Below are 16,291 nucleotides of genomic sequence, written 5' to 3'. Positions count from 1 at the left end.
TCAACGGTATTGTTCGATTTTGGTCCCTTGTCTCCTATTCCCGTTTCCTTCCGTGTCATTCTTTTGAAGACAAAAAAACCTTTTTAAAGCACGAATGGCTTCAAAAAGGTTTAGGTCTTTCATGATTCTTGACATGGTTCCGGTTGTTGTAACGCCATTTGTTCAAGTGTCGCTTTGACACCTGCTACACAGTCTGGCAATCCAACACCATCATAAGCAAGTCCGGCTAAATGAATGTGTGGATAGTGCGAAGCGATGGTTTCTCGCACTTCTTGAATCCGCTGTGCATGCCCTACCGTGTAGGCCGGTAAGCCGTCTAATAGACGACTGATGACGACACGTTCCGGTTGCAACGGACGACCACAGATGGCTTCAAGATCTTCTAAGACGACCCGTTCAATCATTTCGTCTGATTCACGAACGAGTGCATCTTTTCCGGGACGACCGATGAAGGCACGAAGCACGGTATGATTCGGTGCTGCATGATTCCACTTTTGATCAATCGCCGTACACGCTGTAATCGAATACGGTGCCTGACGGTTGACGATGAAACCTGTTCCATCGATCGGCAACGCTGTTTCCTTATCGAAAATCAACGTGACTGTCGCCGTCGAGTGTGTCGAGAGGTTCGCAAGCCCAGGCAGCGTCGCTTCTGGTAACAGGGACACGATTTGGCGATGCGGAATCGTCAACAAAATATCATCGGCATACTCTGGACCATGATCCGTTTCGAGACGATACCGCCCATCTTCTTCCCGTTTAATCGAGCGAAGTGGTGTCTCAAGACGAATTTCTGTCCGTTCAAGCACCTCTTCTAGCCGCTCGACGAGAGACTCGAGTCCAGTAGCGAGCGATAAAAATTGACCTGTCGCTTTGAGCGTCGGACCTTGTTCTTGGTCAAGCGGACGCATGAGACGCATTCCTTCAAACAAACTTCCTGCCTTTTGTTCATTTGCAACAAATTGTGGGTAGGTCGCAAACGTACTCATCCGGTCGATATCACCAGCATAAATGCCTGAAAGAAGCGGTTCGATCAGCTTCTCGACGAGCGCATCTCCAAGACGCGGACGCAAATACTCTCCTAGTGGGATATCTGTTTCTGGAATCGTCAAATCAGGAGCAGGGTGAAGCAATCGTTCTGACACTTCTGCTTTTTCTTCTTCCGTCAACAAAGAAGTCTTTGCAAATAACTCTAAATCCGTCGGGATACCCATGACGGCACCTTTTGGAATCGGGTGGAGACCTCGCGCATCCAATATATAGGCTTGCGACGTGTTATTACGAACGAGTTGCTCCCCTAATCCAATCTCTTCGATGAGATCCGTCAGTACGTGTTTTCGTGCGACATACGAATCTGGTCCCCGCTCGATCGTCAATCCTTCGTCCCGATATGTTGCCACCTTACCACCGAGACGACCTTCTGCCTCAAGTAACGTGATGTTCATTTCCGGAAACTGTTTCTCTGCATAATAGGCGGCCGCAAGTCCTGAAATACCGCCGCCCACGATGACGAGACGTTTACTGGACATAACTACCCACCTGTTTCGCGACGGCTTCCGTGACAGCTTTCATGAAAGCAGGATCCGCGTTTGGCATGACAGGTCGCGCATAATGGATTCCGAGTTCGTCGCAGACGACTTTACACTCATAGTCATTATCGAATAATACTTCTAGATGGTCCGCAACGAAGCCGACTGGCACGTAAACGAACGCTTCGTATCCTTTTTCTTCGTAAACATCACGTGTCAGATCCTGAACATCAGGGCCGAGCCATGGCTCAGGTGTTTGTCCAGCTGATTGCCAACCTGTGATCATATGCGGTACACCGGCACGTTGTGCAATCAATTCGGCAGTTTCTTTCAATTGCTCTGGGTACGGATCGCCGTTTGCGATGATTTTCTCAGGCAGACTGTGCGCCGAAACGACGAGAACGGCTTTTTCTTCAGGAACTGGTAAAGCGTCGAACGTCTTGCGGATTTCTTTCCCCCACCAATCGAGAAATGCTTCTTCTTTGTACCACGATTCAACGGATGCGAGACGAATACCGTGCTGATCTGCGACTTCCTTCGCACGACCATTATATGAACGAATACTGAACGTCGAATAGTGCGGTGCTAAAACGACCGTGACCGCTTCTGTGATGCCGTCTTTTGCCATTTGCTCGACAGCATCCTCAACGAATGGCTCGATGTGCTTTAGACCAAGATAAAGCTTAAACTCGATTTCACCGGCATATTTCTCAGACAATTGACGGTGCAGCTCTTCTGCCTGGTCAATCGTGACTTGTGCGAGTGGTGAGACTCCACCAATGGCTTCGTAGCGTTCCGTCAACTCTGCCAATGCTTCTGGAGACGGTTTGCGTCCGCGGCGGATATGCGTATAATACCGCTCGATATCTTCAGGTTTATACGGCGTACCATACGCCATGACAAGTAATCCTAACGTCTTCATTTTTCTACCTCCATTTTTTCTTTCGAATAATCATGGATAAATGCAGTCAAACGTTTCAATACTTCTGGATCAACTTCCGGGAAGATGCCGTGACCGAGGTTGAAGATGAACCCTGGTTGTTTCATTCCCATGTCGAGAATCTCCTTCGCTTTCGCTTCAAGGATATCCCATGGTGCTAACAGATAAGACGGATCGAGGTTCCCTTGGACGGGTTTCGTCAGCCCACGTTCACGTGCTTCATCGATCGATAAGCGCCAATCGAGTCCAACGACGTCTAACGGTAAGCTATGCCACTCTTCTGCCAAATGACTCGCCCCTACACCGAACATGATCATCGGCACGCCTGTATCTTTTAGTTCCGTGAAAATGCGTTCCATCGTCGGTTTGATGTAACGGACATAATCTTTCCGGCTTGTCGTTCCGACCCATGAATCAAAGATTTGGAACGCTTGAATCCCTGCATCTACTTGTGATTTGATGTAATCGATGACCATGTCACCTAGTTTCTCCATTAAGGCATGCCATACTTCAGGTTGTCCATACATCAATGCTTTCGTTTTATGGTATCCCTTTGAAGGTCCACCTTCAATCATATAGCTCGCAAGTGTAAATGGCGCCCCGGAAAAACCAATTAACGGCACTTCAAGTCGTTCCCGTAATAAACGAATTGTTTCATAAATGTACGGAATATCTTCACGGTTGAACGGTTGCAGTGCTTCGACATCTGCCATCGTGCAAATCGGATTCGCAATGACTGGACCAATGCCACTCTTGATTTCAACATCAACGCCCATCGACGGAAGTGGCGTCATGATATCTTTATATAGAATCGCTGCATCGACTCCTAGTTGTTTTACAGGTAGTTCTGTCACATATGCGCCTAGCTCCGAGTCATGCGTGATCTCGAAAAGCGTCCGTGTCTTCTTGATTTCACGATATTCCGCTTGATAACGACCTGCTTGTCGCATGTACCAGACGGGAACGTGATCAATCTGCTCGCCACGGATCGCCCGCAAAAACGTATCATTGAATTTCTTCATCATAACTACCCCTTTATACTCGTTCTAACGCCCCAAAAAACGTACGATAAGTTTGTGAACACAGAAACATTATATCTGAAATTAAGAAGTCTGTGCCAATAAATCGTTTACAAAATGACAGTTCTGTTACCAGTTCATGAAATGTTCACTGTTTCTTGTAAAGACCGAATGCAGCGTTTAACTGACCACGAATTAAGTCAGAACGTTGCTGTTCCGTTACCTTACGTTCTTTTTCTCGAATTTCGTGCGTGCGCCAACCATCCTCGATTTTTTCCGCGACTTCGACGAGTCGCTCGACATCCGTAAACGAATATTTTCGCGTCTTTCCATTTGTCCGTTCTGGAAAGATTAATTTCCGTTCCTCATAGTAACGAATCTGACGTTCTGACAAGCCGGTCAATTCACAGACGATTCCGATCGACATCACCTTTTTTTCGCGGTACTTCATCTCCGTCACTCCTTTCTACAAAAATACCATGTCAGATTTTCTGACACAACACGTTTCTTTTAAAGTATTTCCGTCTAAAGTAAACACATACTTTAAATGGATAAAGGAGGAACGATAATGAAACTGGAACAACTCGCAATTTCAGTCGATACGTTTTATGTCTTATTCGCAGCACTGCTCGTCTTTACGATGCAAATCGGATTCTTACTTCTGGAAACAGGGATGTTACGGGCAAAGAACGCGGGGCACGTCGCTGTTAAACAAATTATCAGCTTCTCAGTTGCCGCTCTAGCCTTTTGGGCTATCGGATTCGGATTGACGTTCGGTGATGGTAACTCCATTATCGGAACAGAAGGATTCTTCTTACATGGAGGATTCAGCAGTCTTGATTGGTCGAACATCACGATTGATGTAAAGTTCCTCTTCCAACTCTCGTTTGTCGCCGTCTCTCTCGCAATCGCTTGGGGCGGATTCGCAGAACGTGCTAAATTATCCGTTTACTTGTTGTTCGGAACGTTTTTCGTTGCTATCATCTATCCGATCATTGCTCGTTCCGTTTGGGCAGGTGGATTCCTTGGTTCGCTCGGAATGCAAGATTTCGCCGGGTCAACGGTCGTCCACTTACAAGGTGGGATTGCTGCACTTGTTGCTGCTTTACTGCTTAAGAAAAGAATCGGTGCTGAAAAAACACCGTTGCTTGGACACAATGTCATTTATTCTGTCGTCGGTGCCTTCATCCTCTGGTTATGTTGGTTCGGCTTCAACGCTGGTTCGACATTAACGATTGCCGACGGATTCTTTAGTTACGTTGCTTTGACGACGTTACTCGCGACTGCAGCAGGTGCCCTCGGCGCTCTTGCCATCTCGTTCTGGCACCGTCGCGTCGCAGATATTCCTTCGATCATCAACGGTGTATTAGCTGCACTCGTCGCCATTACTGCAGCCTGTGCCTTTGTGGAACCATGGGCAGCCGTCGTCATTGGTTTCCTTGCTGGTGTGATCACGTATGGAACGAGCATTCTTCTCGCAAGTCGCGTGGATGATCCACTTTGCGCCTTCTCCGTTCATGGCGTCGCTGGTATCTGGGGTACACTCGCAACTGGATTCTTCGCTTCACCACGACTCGTTGAAATCACAGGTATCGGACAAGCAGGACTCTTCTATGGGGGTGGCTTCACGCAACTCGGTGTTCAAGCTCTTGGTGTCGTCTTTGCTATCGTCATCGTCAGCGTCTTAAGTTATGCTTTCTTAAAAGTCCTCGACCTTACGATCGGACTTCGAATCACACGCGAAGATGAACTCCGTGGTCTTGACGTCGCGGAACATGGTCAAGCTTCTTACGATCTTCCTGCTCCTGTCAGCAAGGAATTGCATATGGTTGAAGAAGAAGATCTATCAAACGAACGTGTCAATTAATGGTTCATAACGAATAAGAGCCTATGCGATGAACATCCATCGCGTAGGCTCTTTCTTGTTTATTATTTTCGGGCATAGTATTCACCAATTACAAGTGCTATAGCTGCCCCACCAACGACATACATGGATCCACTTAAGAAGAATCCAAGTAGCGTCAAAACGATGCATTGACTGATTGCTGCGAAGCGGATGATTTTCCGTTTAGCATGTACGGCATTCCCAAATGGCAATAAGCGAGTCAACAGATGCTGATCGACTGCTTTCGTAAACGGCGCCAATTGAAAACTCGTTAATCCACCAAACGCAGGAATCGCAAGTGCCACGAACCAAACGTTACCGCTCGCCAACCACATGAACACAGCCCCGATCAGTGTTAAACGAACAATCAATCCGATGCCGTCCCCACTCCGGATGAACTGTTTGACATACAAATAATCGAATGTCGTCTGGGCTTGGTACGGAATCCGCTCGACCATGTTACTTAAGAGACGACGGTGTTTATACGTTGCCGATAGATGTGGGACATCGACGAACCAGTTGGCTAGTCGATAAAAACGATCACGTGATTCTCGTTCGAGCGCAATCCATTCACGTAATGGGAGATGATCCTGACGCTTCAGATGAAGGACGACCATTAACAGCAAGGCAACGACGATCGACATCCATGCCATATCGATGATGACGAGTAGTGCTGCTCCAAATGCATACAATAACACTGTTCGATGTGCGATGCCTTCAAGCTTGGATAAATTCGCAGCCGCTCCGAACAAAGCAAGTGCTGCTCCAAGTAAAACAAGTTCAAGTGGTGTCGTCTGTTCCGTTCGAACATAGAGAACAACGACAGCTAAAAACGGAATCACGGCACGGATGATACCAAAAATCGCATTATATGCGCGCACCTGTTGCATGAAACTGGATAACTTCGCTAACACGGGTAATAGAAACACTTGATCCGCCTCGACAAGAAACGTTCGACTTGTCCGGTAGAGCGGCAGAATCAGAAATAAGGCTGCCATGACGAATCGACCTGGAAACGATGGATCGAGTTGGTCGAGGAAACGACCGTAGACGACTAATGCGTATAAAATAACAAAGTAGACGGTGAATAACAGTCCACCATTCGCCATATATCGTGTATATTTCACTGTTTCCGTCATCGCCGCCTGATACCGTTCCTTCCATAAGGACTGGCTATTCATCGTTCTGCCTCCTCGATCGCAGCAACGTACAGATCATCCAGCGTTCCATCTTGTAGTCCATAACGAGCTCGTAAAGCAGCCGTTGTCCCTTCCGCTGCAATATGTCCTTCATGTAAGAGAACGAATCGGTTGCAGTGGCGCTCGGCTGTCTCCAGGATATGCGTTGACATTAAAATTCCTTTACCGTCCTGCTTCAGTTCACTAAAAATCTGAAGCAACTCTCGGATTGCCAGTGGATCAAGTCCAACGAATGGTTCATCAACGATCAACAATTCACTCCCCGTGACAAGGGCGCACAAGATCATTGCTTTTTGTTTCATCCCTTTTGAAAAGACACTCGGAAACCATTCGAGTTGTTTCGTCATTCGAAGTCGTTCAGCGTAATGTTGCGCGCGCTCTGTCGCAATCGTCTCTTCGACATCATATCCTTGCGCCATTAAACGAAGATGCTCCCGCAACGTTAACTGTTCATATAACATTGGCTGTTCCGGAATATATGCGACTTGACGACGATACTCGGTTTCATTCGTTGCTAAATCCAATCCATTGATTCGAACTGATCCCGTCTTGACTGGTAGTAATCCAAGGATGTGCTTGATCGTCGTCGATTTCCCCGCACCGTTTAAACCAATTAAACCAACGAGTTCACCCCGATCGACTTCGATATTAATGTCATGAAGGACGGTTTTCGATCCATATCCGCCTGATAAACCTTTGATATCCAATAACATGTTTGCCACTCCCTTTAAGCTCATCGTAAGGTAGATCTTCTTAGACTTTCTAGCTTCGTGCCTCATTTTTTAAAATATAATGTTTTAATACTTGTTTTTTCGGCAATTACTCTAAGTGTAATCGTTACATCAATATATGAAAACGATTTACATGCAAATCGAAAGTGAAAACGATGAATCGTTCATTTAATCTCTATCAAGTGGTCTAATCTTCTAGTCCTTTCAATGAATGATTTCTTTTTTTTCACTTTCACACGTGTTTATAACTGCCTGAAAACAGGTAAAACTAATATGTAGAGGAGTTGTTTAAAAATGGGATTCTTATGGGCATTAATCGTTGGTGGTCTCATCGGTTGGATCGCAAGTTTAATCATTGGAAAAGATGTACCGGGCGGCATCATCGGTAACATCATCGCTGGTTTCATCGGTTCGATGATCGGTCAAGCCATCTTTGGTTCAATGGGACCAAAAATCGCTGGTTTCGCAGTCATTCCGGCTATTCTCGGAGCAGTCATCTTGATCTTCATCGTTTCACTTATTCTCCGGGCAGTACGCAAGTAATCATAAATTTTAAATTGAAAAGGAGTGTTTTAAATGGGATTCTTATGGGCATTAATCGTCGGCGGTATTATTGGTTGGTTAGCAAGCTTGATTTTAGGTAAAGATGTTCCAGGCGGTATCATCGGTAACATTATCGCTGGTTTCGTAGGTGCAATCATCGGTCAAGCATTATTTGGAGATTGGGGTCCAATGGTTGCCGGATTCGCAATCGTTCCTGCTTTACTCGGAGCTATCATTCTTATCCTTATCGTATCGTTCATTCTCCGTGCGGTGAATAAACGATAACCAAAAATCCTCGGACGTTCTGTCCGAGGATTTTTTTAGTCTTTTAATTGTAACCACATGCCGTCTTCTCGCTCGACGACTCGTTTTTCTGCTCGTAAGTTCAACCATTCGAACACACCTTCGAGAAAACTAGACGGATATTCCCAAACGGTACCGACTTGCTCTCGCTTCTTTCGTTCTGGTTTTCCAGCGACAGCTTCCAATTCATCCGGAGTCTTATTCAATCGGATCAACAATTCTTGCACCTGACTCGACTGATAGGTCACTTCATATCCATCGTATCGTGCTCGGTTGGCAACAGTCGAATCAGGCGTACCGAACGTATTCTCGAACGAATCACGCGAACGTCCGAGATAGCCCGTCATCGTATTGATACTTTTTCCAGTTCGCGCTTTCACTTCCGTCTCAAGTAATGTTTTAATATCGACTGCATATTCGTTCGAAACGGTCGTATTGAACCGATCAGCCAATTTAAAGTCGACTGTCGCGTTCGGTTCATCTCCGAGTTGTACAGTCTTTGATTCCTGGACGGTCTGTCCTGATTGTTCCGCACTTACTTGAACATCGTATTCTCCTGGAGAACGCTTGATTTCTAGTGATGTTCCATCCATCGTTCCAATGACTTCCCCGTCTAATGATACTTCTGTTTTAGGGACATCACTTGAAACGGATAATCGTTGAGGATTCACATCGAGAGAGTACCGATCATACCAAAGCCATCCATCTTCTTCTTGTAACGAAAACAGATGTGCCTTTACTTGTTTACCAGAGTCTTGATCCTGTTTGACTTGTGCGATGACCCGGTTCGTTCGTTCTGATTCAGTCGTCAACCAAGTAATGAGTCGTGTCGCCTCACTCATCGGTAGTGACTTACCGTTCATCGTGACTAGTTGTTGGAATCCACGCTGATCCTTTTCCTTCAATAGAGTAGCAAGCCGCTCGTCCGTTTTCTCCATTTTTGCCGCCTCTTGCATGTTGCGCCCAAACCAAAAGGCAACTAACAAAAACAGACAGGCGATAAAGGCGCTACCAATGAGTAAACGTCGTTTTCGTTTTTTCTGTGCCGTTGAGGCTATTCGTGATGCCATGCACTTCGCTCCTTTTTCTCCATTAGCTGTATGGTCTTAAGTGTATCGGGTTCAAGTTGACTGTCAATCGTGCGGAAGGCGGAAACTTTCCGTATACTAATATTATCTTACCCAAAGGAGTGACTGTTCCATGCAAAAAGAATCATGTATCTTCTGTAAAATCGCTCGCAAAGAAGTTCCTGGTCATATCGTATTTGAGAACGAAACCGTTCTCGCCTTCCTCGACTTGTCACAAGTGACGAAAGGACATACGCTCGTCATCCCAAAACAGCATGCCGATAATATGTATGATCTCTCGCCTGAACAGGCACAAGACGTGTTTGCGACGATTCCGCAAATCAGCCGTGCGCTTCAACAAGAGACACAGGCAGCTGGTATGAACCTTCTATCCAATACAGGAAAAGTAGCCGGTCAATCAGTCTCACACTTCCATTTGCATCTCATTCCTCGTCACGATAAGCAAGACGGATTCGGCGCGAAGTGGGAAGTCCATAACGACGAGTATACGGCAGAAGAATTGGCTGAGCTCGCAAATTCAATCGCTTCGCATATCTAAGGCTGTTCTTTTTCTTCTCTCCTTAGAAAAATATTGCCGAAATAGGTTTCTTTCATTCAATTTTCGGTAAAATAATATGAAACAAATATTTTAATATTAAAAAGGAGGTTTATCATGTCGAAGCGTCCCGCCCGTAACTGGGTCGCTTTTGGTGCTACGCTAACACTTGTGACTTTTTATGGTCTGAAGGCGCTTCGCCAAGGTACGAAAAGCGACTCTTCGAACGGTCATCAACGTCGAAATTCTTATTCTACAATCGTAACGAATGTGCAGGATTTGACCCACGAGGGCAAGAACTTAGTAGAGACAGCAAAAGCGTCTGGTATGCACTTCAAGGAAGAAGTCATGCAGAGCGTCTCGGAATACCAAACGGAAGTCCAAGCATCGCTCACGAAGATCCAGTCTCTCGCTGATGAAGCGAAACAGGAAGCAGACCAGCTTTCTCCACAAAAGTAAGATCCGTTGCTTCGATTTGTTTTTGTATAGTTTGCATTTTGCGCGTTTGAGCCATTGTCACCTTTCGAAAGGATGAGTCAGATATGGAACACGAAAAGTTATATCCTGGACAAGAAGCATTATTGTATAGCCATAAAATTGTCCAATTAAGCAAAGCACTATGGAAAACGGTAGAAAAAGATTGGCAAAATTGGATCAAGCCTTTTGATCTGAACATCAACGAACACCATATTTTATGGATTTCGCATGCCCTAGGTGGTGCCTCGATTTCTGAGATTGCGAAGTATGGTGTCATGCACGTCTCGACGGCATTCAACTTCTCGAAGAAGTTAGAGGACCGCGGATTGTTGACGTTCTCGAAAAAGGAAACTGATAAACGAAATACCTATGTCCAGTTGACACCGGCAGGCGAATCGCTTTTACTCGAGACGATCCAAGCATTCCGTCCCGAAGAAAATGGCGTCTTCCGCGCATCACTTCCTCTTCAGGAATTGTACGGTAAGTTCCCAGAACTGACGGATATTTCTGCAATCGTGCGTCGTTTGTATGGAGACAGCTTCATGGACATCTTTGCCGAGACATCGAAGATGATCACGGAAGAAGCAGATCGCCGTCCGCAAGATCCTGTCATGGACTCAATAAAAAAAGCATAAGCATACTATCATCAAAAGCGTTTTAGCCTTCAGCTAGAATGCTTTTTTTAGGTCTTATTTCCTCATGACAGGGACATTACTACTATGTCTCAAGAGTGTTATTTCCCTCACAATTTCCCATAAAAATTATCCTCACCCGACTACCTAGATGTGATAGCATGGAAAAGAGCAAGTATCTCTTGGCATGACAAGATACAGCTGTCAACCAAACGAGAATATGATATGATAAAACGGTTGAAATAAATGGTAAATTAGGGGTGTATGTATGAAAAAGAAATTGCTAGGCGCAGCAGCAGTCGCAAGTGTATTTACGTTAGCAGCATGTGGATCAAATGACGAAGCCGTCATCAATTACAAAGGTGGCGAAGTCAACAAGGCTGACGTCCAAGATGAAGCATACGAAAAAGCTGGTGCTCAAATCGCCTTCCAGCAAACGATGAACAAATTGCTTGAAAAGAAATACGGTAAGGAAGTCACGGACAAAGAAGTCGAAGCAGAAGTCAAGAAAACAAAAGACCAGTTCCCGGATAAAGAGCAGTTCAGCTCAACACTGAAATCTGCTGGAATCAAGAACGAAAAAGAATTCGAAAAAGTACTTCGCACACAAATGCTCTTAACAGAAGCAAAATCTGCGAAATCCAAAGTAACAGATAAAGAAATCCAAGAGCGTTTCGATCAAGAAAAAGTCGAAGTCAAAGCAAGCCATATCCTTGTTGCGAAAAAGTCAGAAGCAAAAGACATCAAAAAGCAATTGGATAAAGGCGCAGACTTCGCGAAACTTGCAAAAGAAAAATCAACAGATACAGGTAGCGGTGCAAAAGGTGGAGACCTCGGGTACTTCACAAAAGGTAAGATGGTCAAGGAATTCGAAGATTACGCGTTCAAGGATGGCGTTGAAGGTAAAATCTCCGATCCGATCAAAACACAGTTCGGCTATCACATCATCAAAGTAGTCGATCGCAAAGAGAAGAAAAACTTCACGCTCGATAAAGAAAAAGCACGTATTAAAAAAGCACTTGCTGAAGAAAAAGCAGCACAAGTCAACCCGAACGATATTTATCGTTCACTCATGAAAGAATACAATGTCAAAGTCGAAAACAAAGATTTCAAAGACGCTTTCGATCTAGACAAACAAGAACAACAACAAATGCAACAACAAATGATGCAACAACAGCAATAATCAAAAAAGGAAGCCATGACGGCTTCCTTTTTTACGTTGTTTTTCATAGAGAGTGAAGAATTAGCGAACCGTCCGGATCGGAGCTCGTTCGTATTGTTTCGGCAAGGCGACCGTGTCTCCTAGTTCGGCTGCCGCATGATAGACCCAATAAGGTTGGCGAAGAAGTTCACGGGCGAGCAGGACAATATCTGCTCGACCGTTACGGACGATCTCTTCTGCATGAGCTGCTGTCGTAATCAATCCAACCGCTCCTGTTGCCATGCCCGTCTCTCGTTTCAATTCTTCCGCATATCTCACTTGATAGCCCGGATATACTTTCGGTACGGCATTGGCGACGACAGCACCTGAACTACAGTCGAGTAGGTCGATGTTACGTGCTGCTAGTTCTTTCGCAAGTGGAATATAATCCGTCGCCGTCATTCCCCCTGTTGCGTGATCCGCTGCTGAAATCCGGACCCAAATCGAGAGCTGTGAGACTGCTTGAATTCCATCAATGATTTCTAACAACAAGCGCATCCGATTTTCAGTCGATCCGCCGTACTGGTCTTCTCGAATATTAGATAACGGAGAGAGGAACGTGTTCAATAAATAACCATGTGCGCCATGGATTTCAACGAAGTCATATCCTGCTCGTTCCGCTCTTAATGCTGCATCGATGAACTGTTGTTTGATTGTCGCGATTTCCTCAAGTGTCAATGCATGTGGATGCATATACGTATCATCAAACGGTAAAGCGCTCGGTGCGACGGGTGGTTCTGCCGTCGTGCTTTTACGCCCGGCATGGGCCAGTTGGATCCCCGCTTTTGCGCCCGCTGCTTTGACTTGCTGTGTGATTCGTTGTAATCCTTCGATATGTGCATCTGACCAGATCCCAAGGTCCCCAGCTGAAATGCGACCATCTGGCGTGACAGCACTCGCTTCTAAAATGACACCACCGACGCCTCCCATTGCACGGGTTGCATAGTGTGTGACGTGCCAATCCGTAACGAATCCATCTTCTTTTGCACTGTACATGCACATTGGCGCCATAATGACCCGATTGCGGAATGTCAACGTTCCGAGTTGAACCGTATCAAACAACTTCGTCTTCATCTTTTTTCCCCCTTATAGCTTCGGACGGTAAAAAGCACGATTATCTAGTGCGAATGATCGTTCCGAGAACTGTCCCGGTTCGACATATTCAAGGAGACGATCCATCATCGTCATCCGTGCATCAAGGTTATCGATCAAGAACAAAACTTCTGCCTCGCGCATCTGTGGTGCGACAGCAGAACCCCATTCCGGTCGTCCATGATGACTTAAGACGAGATGTTGCAAGACCGTCAGTACTTCTGCGTCAATTTGTAATTCTGCTCCGACTTTTTCAAGTTCCGCTACCATCATCGTAATATGACCGACGAGTTTACCAGGCAACGTATATTCCGGTGCAACCGGATCGGATAACTCCTTGATTTTCGCATAATCGTGCAGAATGATGCCACTGATTAGCACGTCACGGTTTAAGGTCGGATAGAGTTGAGCGATTTGATCCGCTAAGCGCAACATCGAAAGGACGTGGTATGACAGCCCCGAGTAAAAAGCATGATGGTTCTTGACCGCTGCCGGATGCGTGAAATAGGCATCAAATCGTGAAGTAATCAAATGTTTAACGAGCTTTTTCATGTCACTGTTTTGAATCGATTCTACGAACGCGAGTACTTCCGTCTCAATCTGCTCTCGTGGAATAGGTGCGGATTGAACATAGTCCTCGACATTCGTCTCCTCTAGGACCGTAATTTGTTTGAGCTTCAGTTGTGTCCGTCCTCGATAGTCCATGACTTCTCCAGCAGCATGAACGATTGACTTTGGCGCATATTTTTCAAGGTCACTCGTATCCCACATCTTCGTCTCGATTTCGCCTGTCTTATCCGTCAAGATGAGCGTCAGGTATGGTTTCCCATTTGCTGCAATTCCTTTGACTGCTTGCTTGATCATCGCTCGTTGATCGAGCGTTTCTCCAACTGCTAACTTCCCGATTCCTTTCATTCTTGAAACACGTCCTTTATCTGTAAAATAGGTGTCTTTTTTATATTCCATTGACTACACTTAAGGCATATACTATTTCATTCTACTATATGGGAGTCATGAACATGGAACTGGAACCTCAATTTAATTGGTCCCGCTATCTCGATTTAACTGACTATGAACAAATATTTCCGACGGCTGCCGTCGACCAATCCGAAATGGACTGGATCACGCAGTTGCGATCGAAAGATATGAACTTCACGCGTTCAGAAAAAGGGGTTCTTTATGGTGCTGTCGTCACATGGCAAAATCCTGTCGACAAAAGTGACCGTCGCTCGATTTACTTTTATGTAACGAAAGAAAAACTGATCACGATCGGATTGTCGGATTCAATCGTGTCCCTAGTCGCACCCTATTCTCCCGCGCATCCATTCGCGGCTTTTTATACGATTCTCGCTTTACAGTTGAATACGTATTTCGCCGGTATCGATCAGTTTGAGACAGAACTGTTTTCAAGACAAGATGAACTACGCGGCAGCATCAATGAAGATTCGCTTGATAGCATCTTCGCGTTACGTGACACGATTGAGAACTGGTCCGATTTGATCGTTCCATTTCAAGAACTCGTCATGGCTGGCGAAGAGTCGTTTCTCGAGGAAGAAACGTATCTTGATGACATTTCCTTGAAACTAGCTACGAAACGTGTCCGCCGTCTGTTGATGCTCATTGAACACTACCAAAAAGACATTGAAGTCCTTCTCGACTTATCAACGACCGTTTCGAACTTCCGAGGAAACGAGATTATGAAGGCATTAACGATCTTTACTGCCGTCGCGACACCGACGATGGCCCTCGGTGCGATTTGGGGGATGAACTTTAAAATCATGCCGGAATTAGACTGGAAATACGGCTACGCCATATCCCTCGGTCTAATCTTTTTATCGACCGGTGGCATCTTCTACTGGATGCGCTGGCGTGGATGGTTAGGCGCTCTTGTACGGATGCCAAAGAACAGTCGACCAAAAAAATAGATATCAGAACATAAGTTCGTTATACTAATTGTATCATATCTACTGAAAGGAGACGCTTGTCCGATGGAACGAAAAATTATTCATATTGACATGGACGCCTTTTACGCTTCCGTCGAGCAACGCGATCGTCCTCGATTAAAAGGTGTTCCCGTCGTCGTCGGTGGACCGCCTCATGCCCGTGGTGTCGTAGCGACCTGTTCCTATGAAGCACGGAAATACGGCATCCATAGCGCGATGCCGTCAAGACGCGCCTTTCAGCTGTGCCCTCGTGCGGTCTTCATTCGCCCCCGCTTTGACGTCTACCGGGCTGTCAGTGCGCAAATCATGGCGCTTTTCCGAGAAGTGACCCCCCTCGTCGAGCCGCTCTCGCTTGATGAGGCGTATCTTGACGTCACGGAAAATTATTTCGATCAAAAAAGTGCGACGTATATCGCGCAATATATCCTGAAACAAATTAAAGAACGAACGGGTCTGACAGCCTCTGCCGGTGTCTCTAACTCTAAGCTCGTCGCGAAGGTCGCTTCCGGATACGAAAAGCCAAACGGGATGACCGTCGTTCCACCAGAAGAAGTTCTCCGTTTCTTGTCTCCATTGAAAATTGGAGATTTACATGGCGTCGGAAAAGTCACGGAACAAGCGTTACGAAAACAAGGGATTGAAATCGTCGCAGATGTCCAAGCAATGCCCGTCGAACAATTGCGGGCTTTGCTTGGACGCGAGCGGGGAACGGAACTACATGCGATGGCGCATGGAATCGATGAACGACCAGTTCGTCCGGAACGCGAGCGAAAATCGATTGGTTCTGAGACTACCTTTGAAGAAGATACGGAGGATATCGATACGATATTTGCGACGTTGATTCGAGAATCAAAATCTGTCATTGCAAGTCTTCAAAAAAAAGAACTCGTCTGCCGAACGATTACGATCAAGTGGAAGACCGACACATTCCAGTCACGTTCGAAACGGCATACGTTTGCAGAAGAGACGGCGGACGAAGAACGATTACTTGAGGAAACAACGAAACTGTTCAATAGCATTACCTTCGATGGACCAATCCGCTTGATTGGTATGACGGTCAGTCACCTCACAGCTCCTCCCGCTGCGAGACAGTTGACGTGGCAGGACTTGGACTTACGCTTGTGAAATGAATATTGATTCATTATACTGAGTACAAGACCAATCAGACAAGGGG

General features: G+C 45.9%; 18 protein-coding genes. 9 read left to right on the top strand and 9 right to left on the bottom strand.

Features of this window, described 5'->3' with window-relative positions:
* Nucleotides 1-119: 119 nt before the first annotated feature.
* The 4 genes from hemG to Q9R23_RS00250 form a co-directional block, all read right to left on the bottom strand.
* On the bottom strand, nt 120-1,529 hold the full coding sequence (hemG, locus tag Q9R23_RS00265; protein ID WP_290755135.1) for a protoporphyrinogen oxidase: 1,410 nt from the start codon (nt 1,527-1,529) through the stop codon (nt 120-122).
* A complete protein-coding gene (gene hemH / locus Q9R23_RS00260) occupies nt 1,519-2,451 on the bottom strand; it encodes a ferrochelatase (protein ID WP_023467355.1) in 933 nt (310 codons plus the stop codon). The genes hemG and hemH overlap by 11 nt, the downstream gene beginning before the upstream one ends.
* The gene (gene hemE, locus Q9R23_RS00255; RefSeq protein ID WP_311246228.1) at nt 2,448-3,494 is read right to left on the bottom strand and encodes a uroporphyrinogen decarboxylase; all 1,047 of its coding nucleotides are present in this window, start codon (nt 3,492-3,494) and stop codon (nt 2,448-2,450) included. Before hemE ends, hemH begins: the two co-directional genes overlap by 4 nt.
* A 142-nt stretch (nt 3,495-3,636) precedes the next feature.
* Nucleotides 3,637-3,939 (bottom strand): MerR family transcriptional regulator, encoded by a 303-nt coding sequence (locus Q9R23_RS00250; RefSeq protein ID WP_035409401.1) that lies wholly within the window; start codon nt 3,937-3,939, stop codon nt 3,637-3,639.
* A gap of 117 nt (nt 3,940-4,056) precedes the next feature.
* On the opposite strand from Q9R23_RS00250, the gene Q9R23_RS00245 reads away from it, so the two are divergent.
* Nucleotides 4,057-5,355: an ammonium transporter gene (locus Q9R23_RS00245; protein ID WP_035409402.1), complete on the top strand. Its 1,299-nt coding sequence runs from the start codon at nt 4,057-4,059 to the stop codon at nt 5,353-5,355.
* 62 nt (nt 5,356-5,417) lie between these two features.
* Here the strand turns inward: Q9R23_RS00245 and Q9R23_RS00240 are convergent, their stop codons facing one another.
* Together Q9R23_RS00240 and Q9R23_RS00235 are read right to left on the bottom strand one after the other, a co-directional pair.
* The gene (locus tag Q9R23_RS00240; RefSeq protein ID WP_214856748.1) at nt 5,418-6,554 is read right to left on the bottom strand and encodes an ABC transporter permease; all 1,137 of its coding nucleotides are present in this window, start codon (nt 6,552-6,554) and stop codon (nt 5,418-5,420) included.
* Nucleotides 6,551-7,285: an ABC transporter ATP-binding protein gene (locus Q9R23_RS00235; protein ID WP_214856750.1), complete on the bottom strand. Its 735-nt coding sequence runs from the start codon at nt 7,283-7,285 to the stop codon at nt 6,551-6,553. Before Q9R23_RS00235 ends, Q9R23_RS00240 begins: the two co-directional genes overlap by 4 nt.
* A gap of 312 nt (nt 7,286-7,597) precedes the next feature.
* Here Q9R23_RS00235 and Q9R23_RS00230 point away from each other — a divergent pair, with 312 nt between their 5' ends.
* Nucleotides 7,598-7,846: a GlsB/YeaQ/YmgE family stress response membrane protein gene (locus Q9R23_RS00230; RefSeq protein WP_087679753.1), complete on the top strand. Its 249-nt coding sequence runs from the start codon at nt 7,598-7,600 to the stop codon at nt 7,844-7,846.
* A 33-nt stretch (nt 7,847-7,879) separates the two neighbouring features.
* Entirely contained in the window at nt 7,880-8,131 is a 252-nt protein-coding gene (locus Q9R23_RS00225; RefSeq protein WP_087679752.1) for a GlsB/YeaQ/YmgE family stress response membrane protein, read from the top strand.
* A 35-nt stretch (nt 8,132-8,166) separates the two neighbouring features.
* Here Q9R23_RS00225 and Q9R23_RS00220 read toward each other — a convergent pair whose 3' ends face one another.
* On the bottom strand, nt 8,167-9,219 hold the full coding sequence (locus Q9R23_RS00220; RefSeq protein ID WP_311246227.1) for a TcaA second domain-containing protein: 1,053 nt from the start codon (nt 9,217-9,219) through the stop codon (nt 8,167-8,169).
* A 130-nt stretch (nt 9,220-9,349) separates the two neighbouring features.
* Here Q9R23_RS00220 and Q9R23_RS00215 point away from each other — a divergent pair, with 130 nt between their 5' ends.
* The 4 genes from Q9R23_RS00215 to Q9R23_RS00200 all read left to right on the top strand — a co-directional run bounded on the left by Q9R23_RS00215 (nt 9,350) and on the right by Q9R23_RS00200 (nt 12,064).
* Nucleotides 9,350-9,775 (top strand): HIT family protein, encoded by a 426-nt coding sequence (locus Q9R23_RS00215; RefSeq protein ID WP_311246226.1) that lies wholly within the window; start codon nt 9,350-9,352, stop codon nt 9,773-9,775.
* Nucleotides 9,776-9,889: 114 nt separating this feature from the next.
* On the top strand, nt 9,890-10,231 hold the full coding sequence (locus Q9R23_RS00210; RefSeq protein WP_214856756.1) for a hypothetical protein: 342 nt from the start codon (nt 9,890-9,892) through the stop codon (nt 10,229-10,231).
* Nucleotides 10,232-10,314: 83 nt separating this feature from the next.
* The gene (locus tag Q9R23_RS00205) at nt 10,315-10,884 is read left to right on the top strand and encodes an HTH-type transcriptional regulator Hpr (protein ID WP_035409411.1); all 570 of its coding nucleotides are present in this window, start codon (nt 10,315-10,317) and stop codon (nt 10,882-10,884) included.
* Nucleotides 10,885-11,149: 265 nt separating this feature from the next.
* Nucleotides 11,150-12,064: a peptidylprolyl isomerase gene (locus Q9R23_RS00200; protein ID WP_290755147.1), complete on the top strand. Its 915-nt coding sequence runs from the start codon at nt 11,150-11,152 to the stop codon at nt 12,062-12,064.
* A 60-nt stretch (nt 12,065-12,124) separates the two neighbouring features.
* On the opposite strand, the gene namA is transcribed toward Q9R23_RS00200, so the two are convergent.
* Nucleotides 12,125-13,156 carry an NADPH dehydrogenase NamA gene (gene namA, locus Q9R23_RS00195; RefSeq protein WP_311246225.1) on the bottom strand — a complete coding sequence of 344 codons (1,032 nt, stop codon included), beginning with the start codon at nt 13,154-13,156 and terminating at the stop codon, nt 12,125-12,127.
* A 12-nt stretch (nt 13,157-13,168) separates the two neighbouring features.
* Complete coding sequence (locus Q9R23_RS00190) at nt 13,169-14,089, bottom strand: HD domain-containing protein (protein ID WP_029340932.1); 921 nt, start codon at nt 14,087-14,089, stop codon at nt 13,169-13,171.
* Between the two features lie 104 nt (nt 14,090-14,193).
* Here Q9R23_RS00190 and Q9R23_RS00185 point away from each other — a divergent pair, with 104 nt between their 5' ends.
* Together Q9R23_RS00185 and dinB are read left to right on the top strand one after the other, a co-directional pair.
* Nucleotides 14,194-15,099 (top strand): magnesium transporter CorA family protein, encoded by a 906-nt coding sequence (locus Q9R23_RS00185; RefSeq protein ID WP_311246224.1) that lies wholly within the window; start codon nt 14,194-14,196, stop codon nt 15,097-15,099.
* A gap of 63 nt (nt 15,100-15,162) precedes the next feature.
* Nucleotides 15,163-16,242, top strand: a complete 1,080-nt coding sequence (gene dinB, locus Q9R23_RS00180; RefSeq protein WP_290755157.1) for a DNA polymerase IV — start codon at nt 15,163-15,165, stop codon at nt 16,240-16,242.
* The last annotated feature ends 49 nt before the right edge of the window (nt 16,243-16,291 follow it).

This window comes from Exiguobacterium sp. BRG2, assembly GCF_031844245.1.
Classification (GTDB): domain Bacteria; phylum Bacillota; class Bacilli; order Exiguobacteriales; family Exiguobacteriaceae; genus Exiguobacterium_A.
Note: the sequence above shows the minus strand (reverse complement) of the source record. Positions and strands in the feature narration are given on the sequence as shown.

What these genes read in the sequence shown, in the direction of transcription:
- hemG (WP_290755135.1), bottom strand. Translation starts at nt 1,529, where the DNA reads ATGTCCAGTAAACGTCTCGTCATCGTGGGCGGCGGTATTTCAGGACTT.
- hemH (WP_023467355.1), bottom strand. Translation starts at nt 2,451, where the DNA reads ATGAAGACGTTAGGATTACTTGTCATGGCGTATGGTACGCCGTATAAA.
- hemE (WP_311246228.1), bottom strand. Translation starts at nt 3,494, where the DNA reads ATGATGAAGAAATTCAATGATACGTTTTTGCGGGCGATCCGTGGCGAG.
- Q9R23_RS00250 (WP_035409401.1), bottom strand. Translation starts at nt 3,939, where the DNA reads ATGAAGTACCGCGAAAAAAAGGTGATGTCGATCGGAATCGTCTGTGAA.
- Q9R23_RS00245 (WP_035409402.1), top strand. Translation starts at nt 4,057, where the DNA reads ATGAAACTGGAACAACTCGCAATTTCAGTCGATACGTTTTATGTCTTA.
- Q9R23_RS00240 (WP_214856748.1), bottom strand. Translation starts at nt 6,554, where the DNA reads ATGAATAGCCAGTCCTTATGGAAGGAACGGTATCAGGCGGCGATGACG.
- Q9R23_RS00235 (WP_214856750.1), bottom strand. Translation starts at nt 7,285, where the DNA reads ATGTTATTGGATATCAAAGGTTTATCAGGCGGATATGGATCGAAAACC.
- Q9R23_RS00230 (WP_087679753.1), top strand. Translation starts at nt 7,598, where the DNA reads ATGGGATTCTTATGGGCATTAATCGTTGGTGGTCTCATCGGTTGGATC.
- Q9R23_RS00225 (WP_087679752.1), top strand. Translation starts at nt 7,880, where the DNA reads ATGGGATTCTTATGGGCATTAATCGTCGGCGGTATTATTGGTTGGTTA.
- Q9R23_RS00220 (WP_311246227.1), bottom strand. Translation starts at nt 9,219, where the DNA reads ATGGCATCACGAATAGCCTCAACGGCACAGAAAAAACGAAAACGACGT.
- Q9R23_RS00215 (WP_311246226.1), top strand. Translation starts at nt 9,350, where the DNA reads ATGCAAAAAGAATCATGTATCTTCTGTAAAATCGCTCGCAAAGAAGTT.
- Q9R23_RS00210 (WP_214856756.1), top strand. Translation starts at nt 9,890, where the DNA reads ATGTCGAAGCGTCCCGCCCGTAACTGGGTCGCTTTTGGTGCTACGCTA.
- Q9R23_RS00205 (WP_035409411.1), top strand. Translation starts at nt 10,315, where the DNA reads ATGGAACACGAAAAGTTATATCCTGGACAAGAAGCATTATTGTATAGC.
- Q9R23_RS00200 (WP_290755147.1), top strand. Translation starts at nt 11,150, where the DNA reads ATGAAAAAGAAATTGCTAGGCGCAGCAGCAGTCGCAAGTGTATTTACG.
- namA (WP_311246225.1), bottom strand. Translation starts at nt 13,156, where the DNA reads ATGAAGACGAAGTTGTTTGATACGGTTCAACTCGGAACGTTGACATTC.
- Q9R23_RS00190 (WP_029340932.1), bottom strand. Translation starts at nt 14,089, where the DNA reads ATGAAAGGAATCGGGAAGTTAGCAGTTGGAGAAACGCTCGATCAACGA.
- Q9R23_RS00185 (WP_311246224.1), top strand. Translation starts at nt 14,194, where the DNA reads ATGGAACTGGAACCTCAATTTAATTGGTCCCGCTATCTCGATTTAACT.
- dinB (WP_290755157.1), top strand. Translation starts at nt 15,163, where the DNA reads ATGGAACGAAAAATTATTCATATTGACATGGACGCCTTTTACGCTTCC.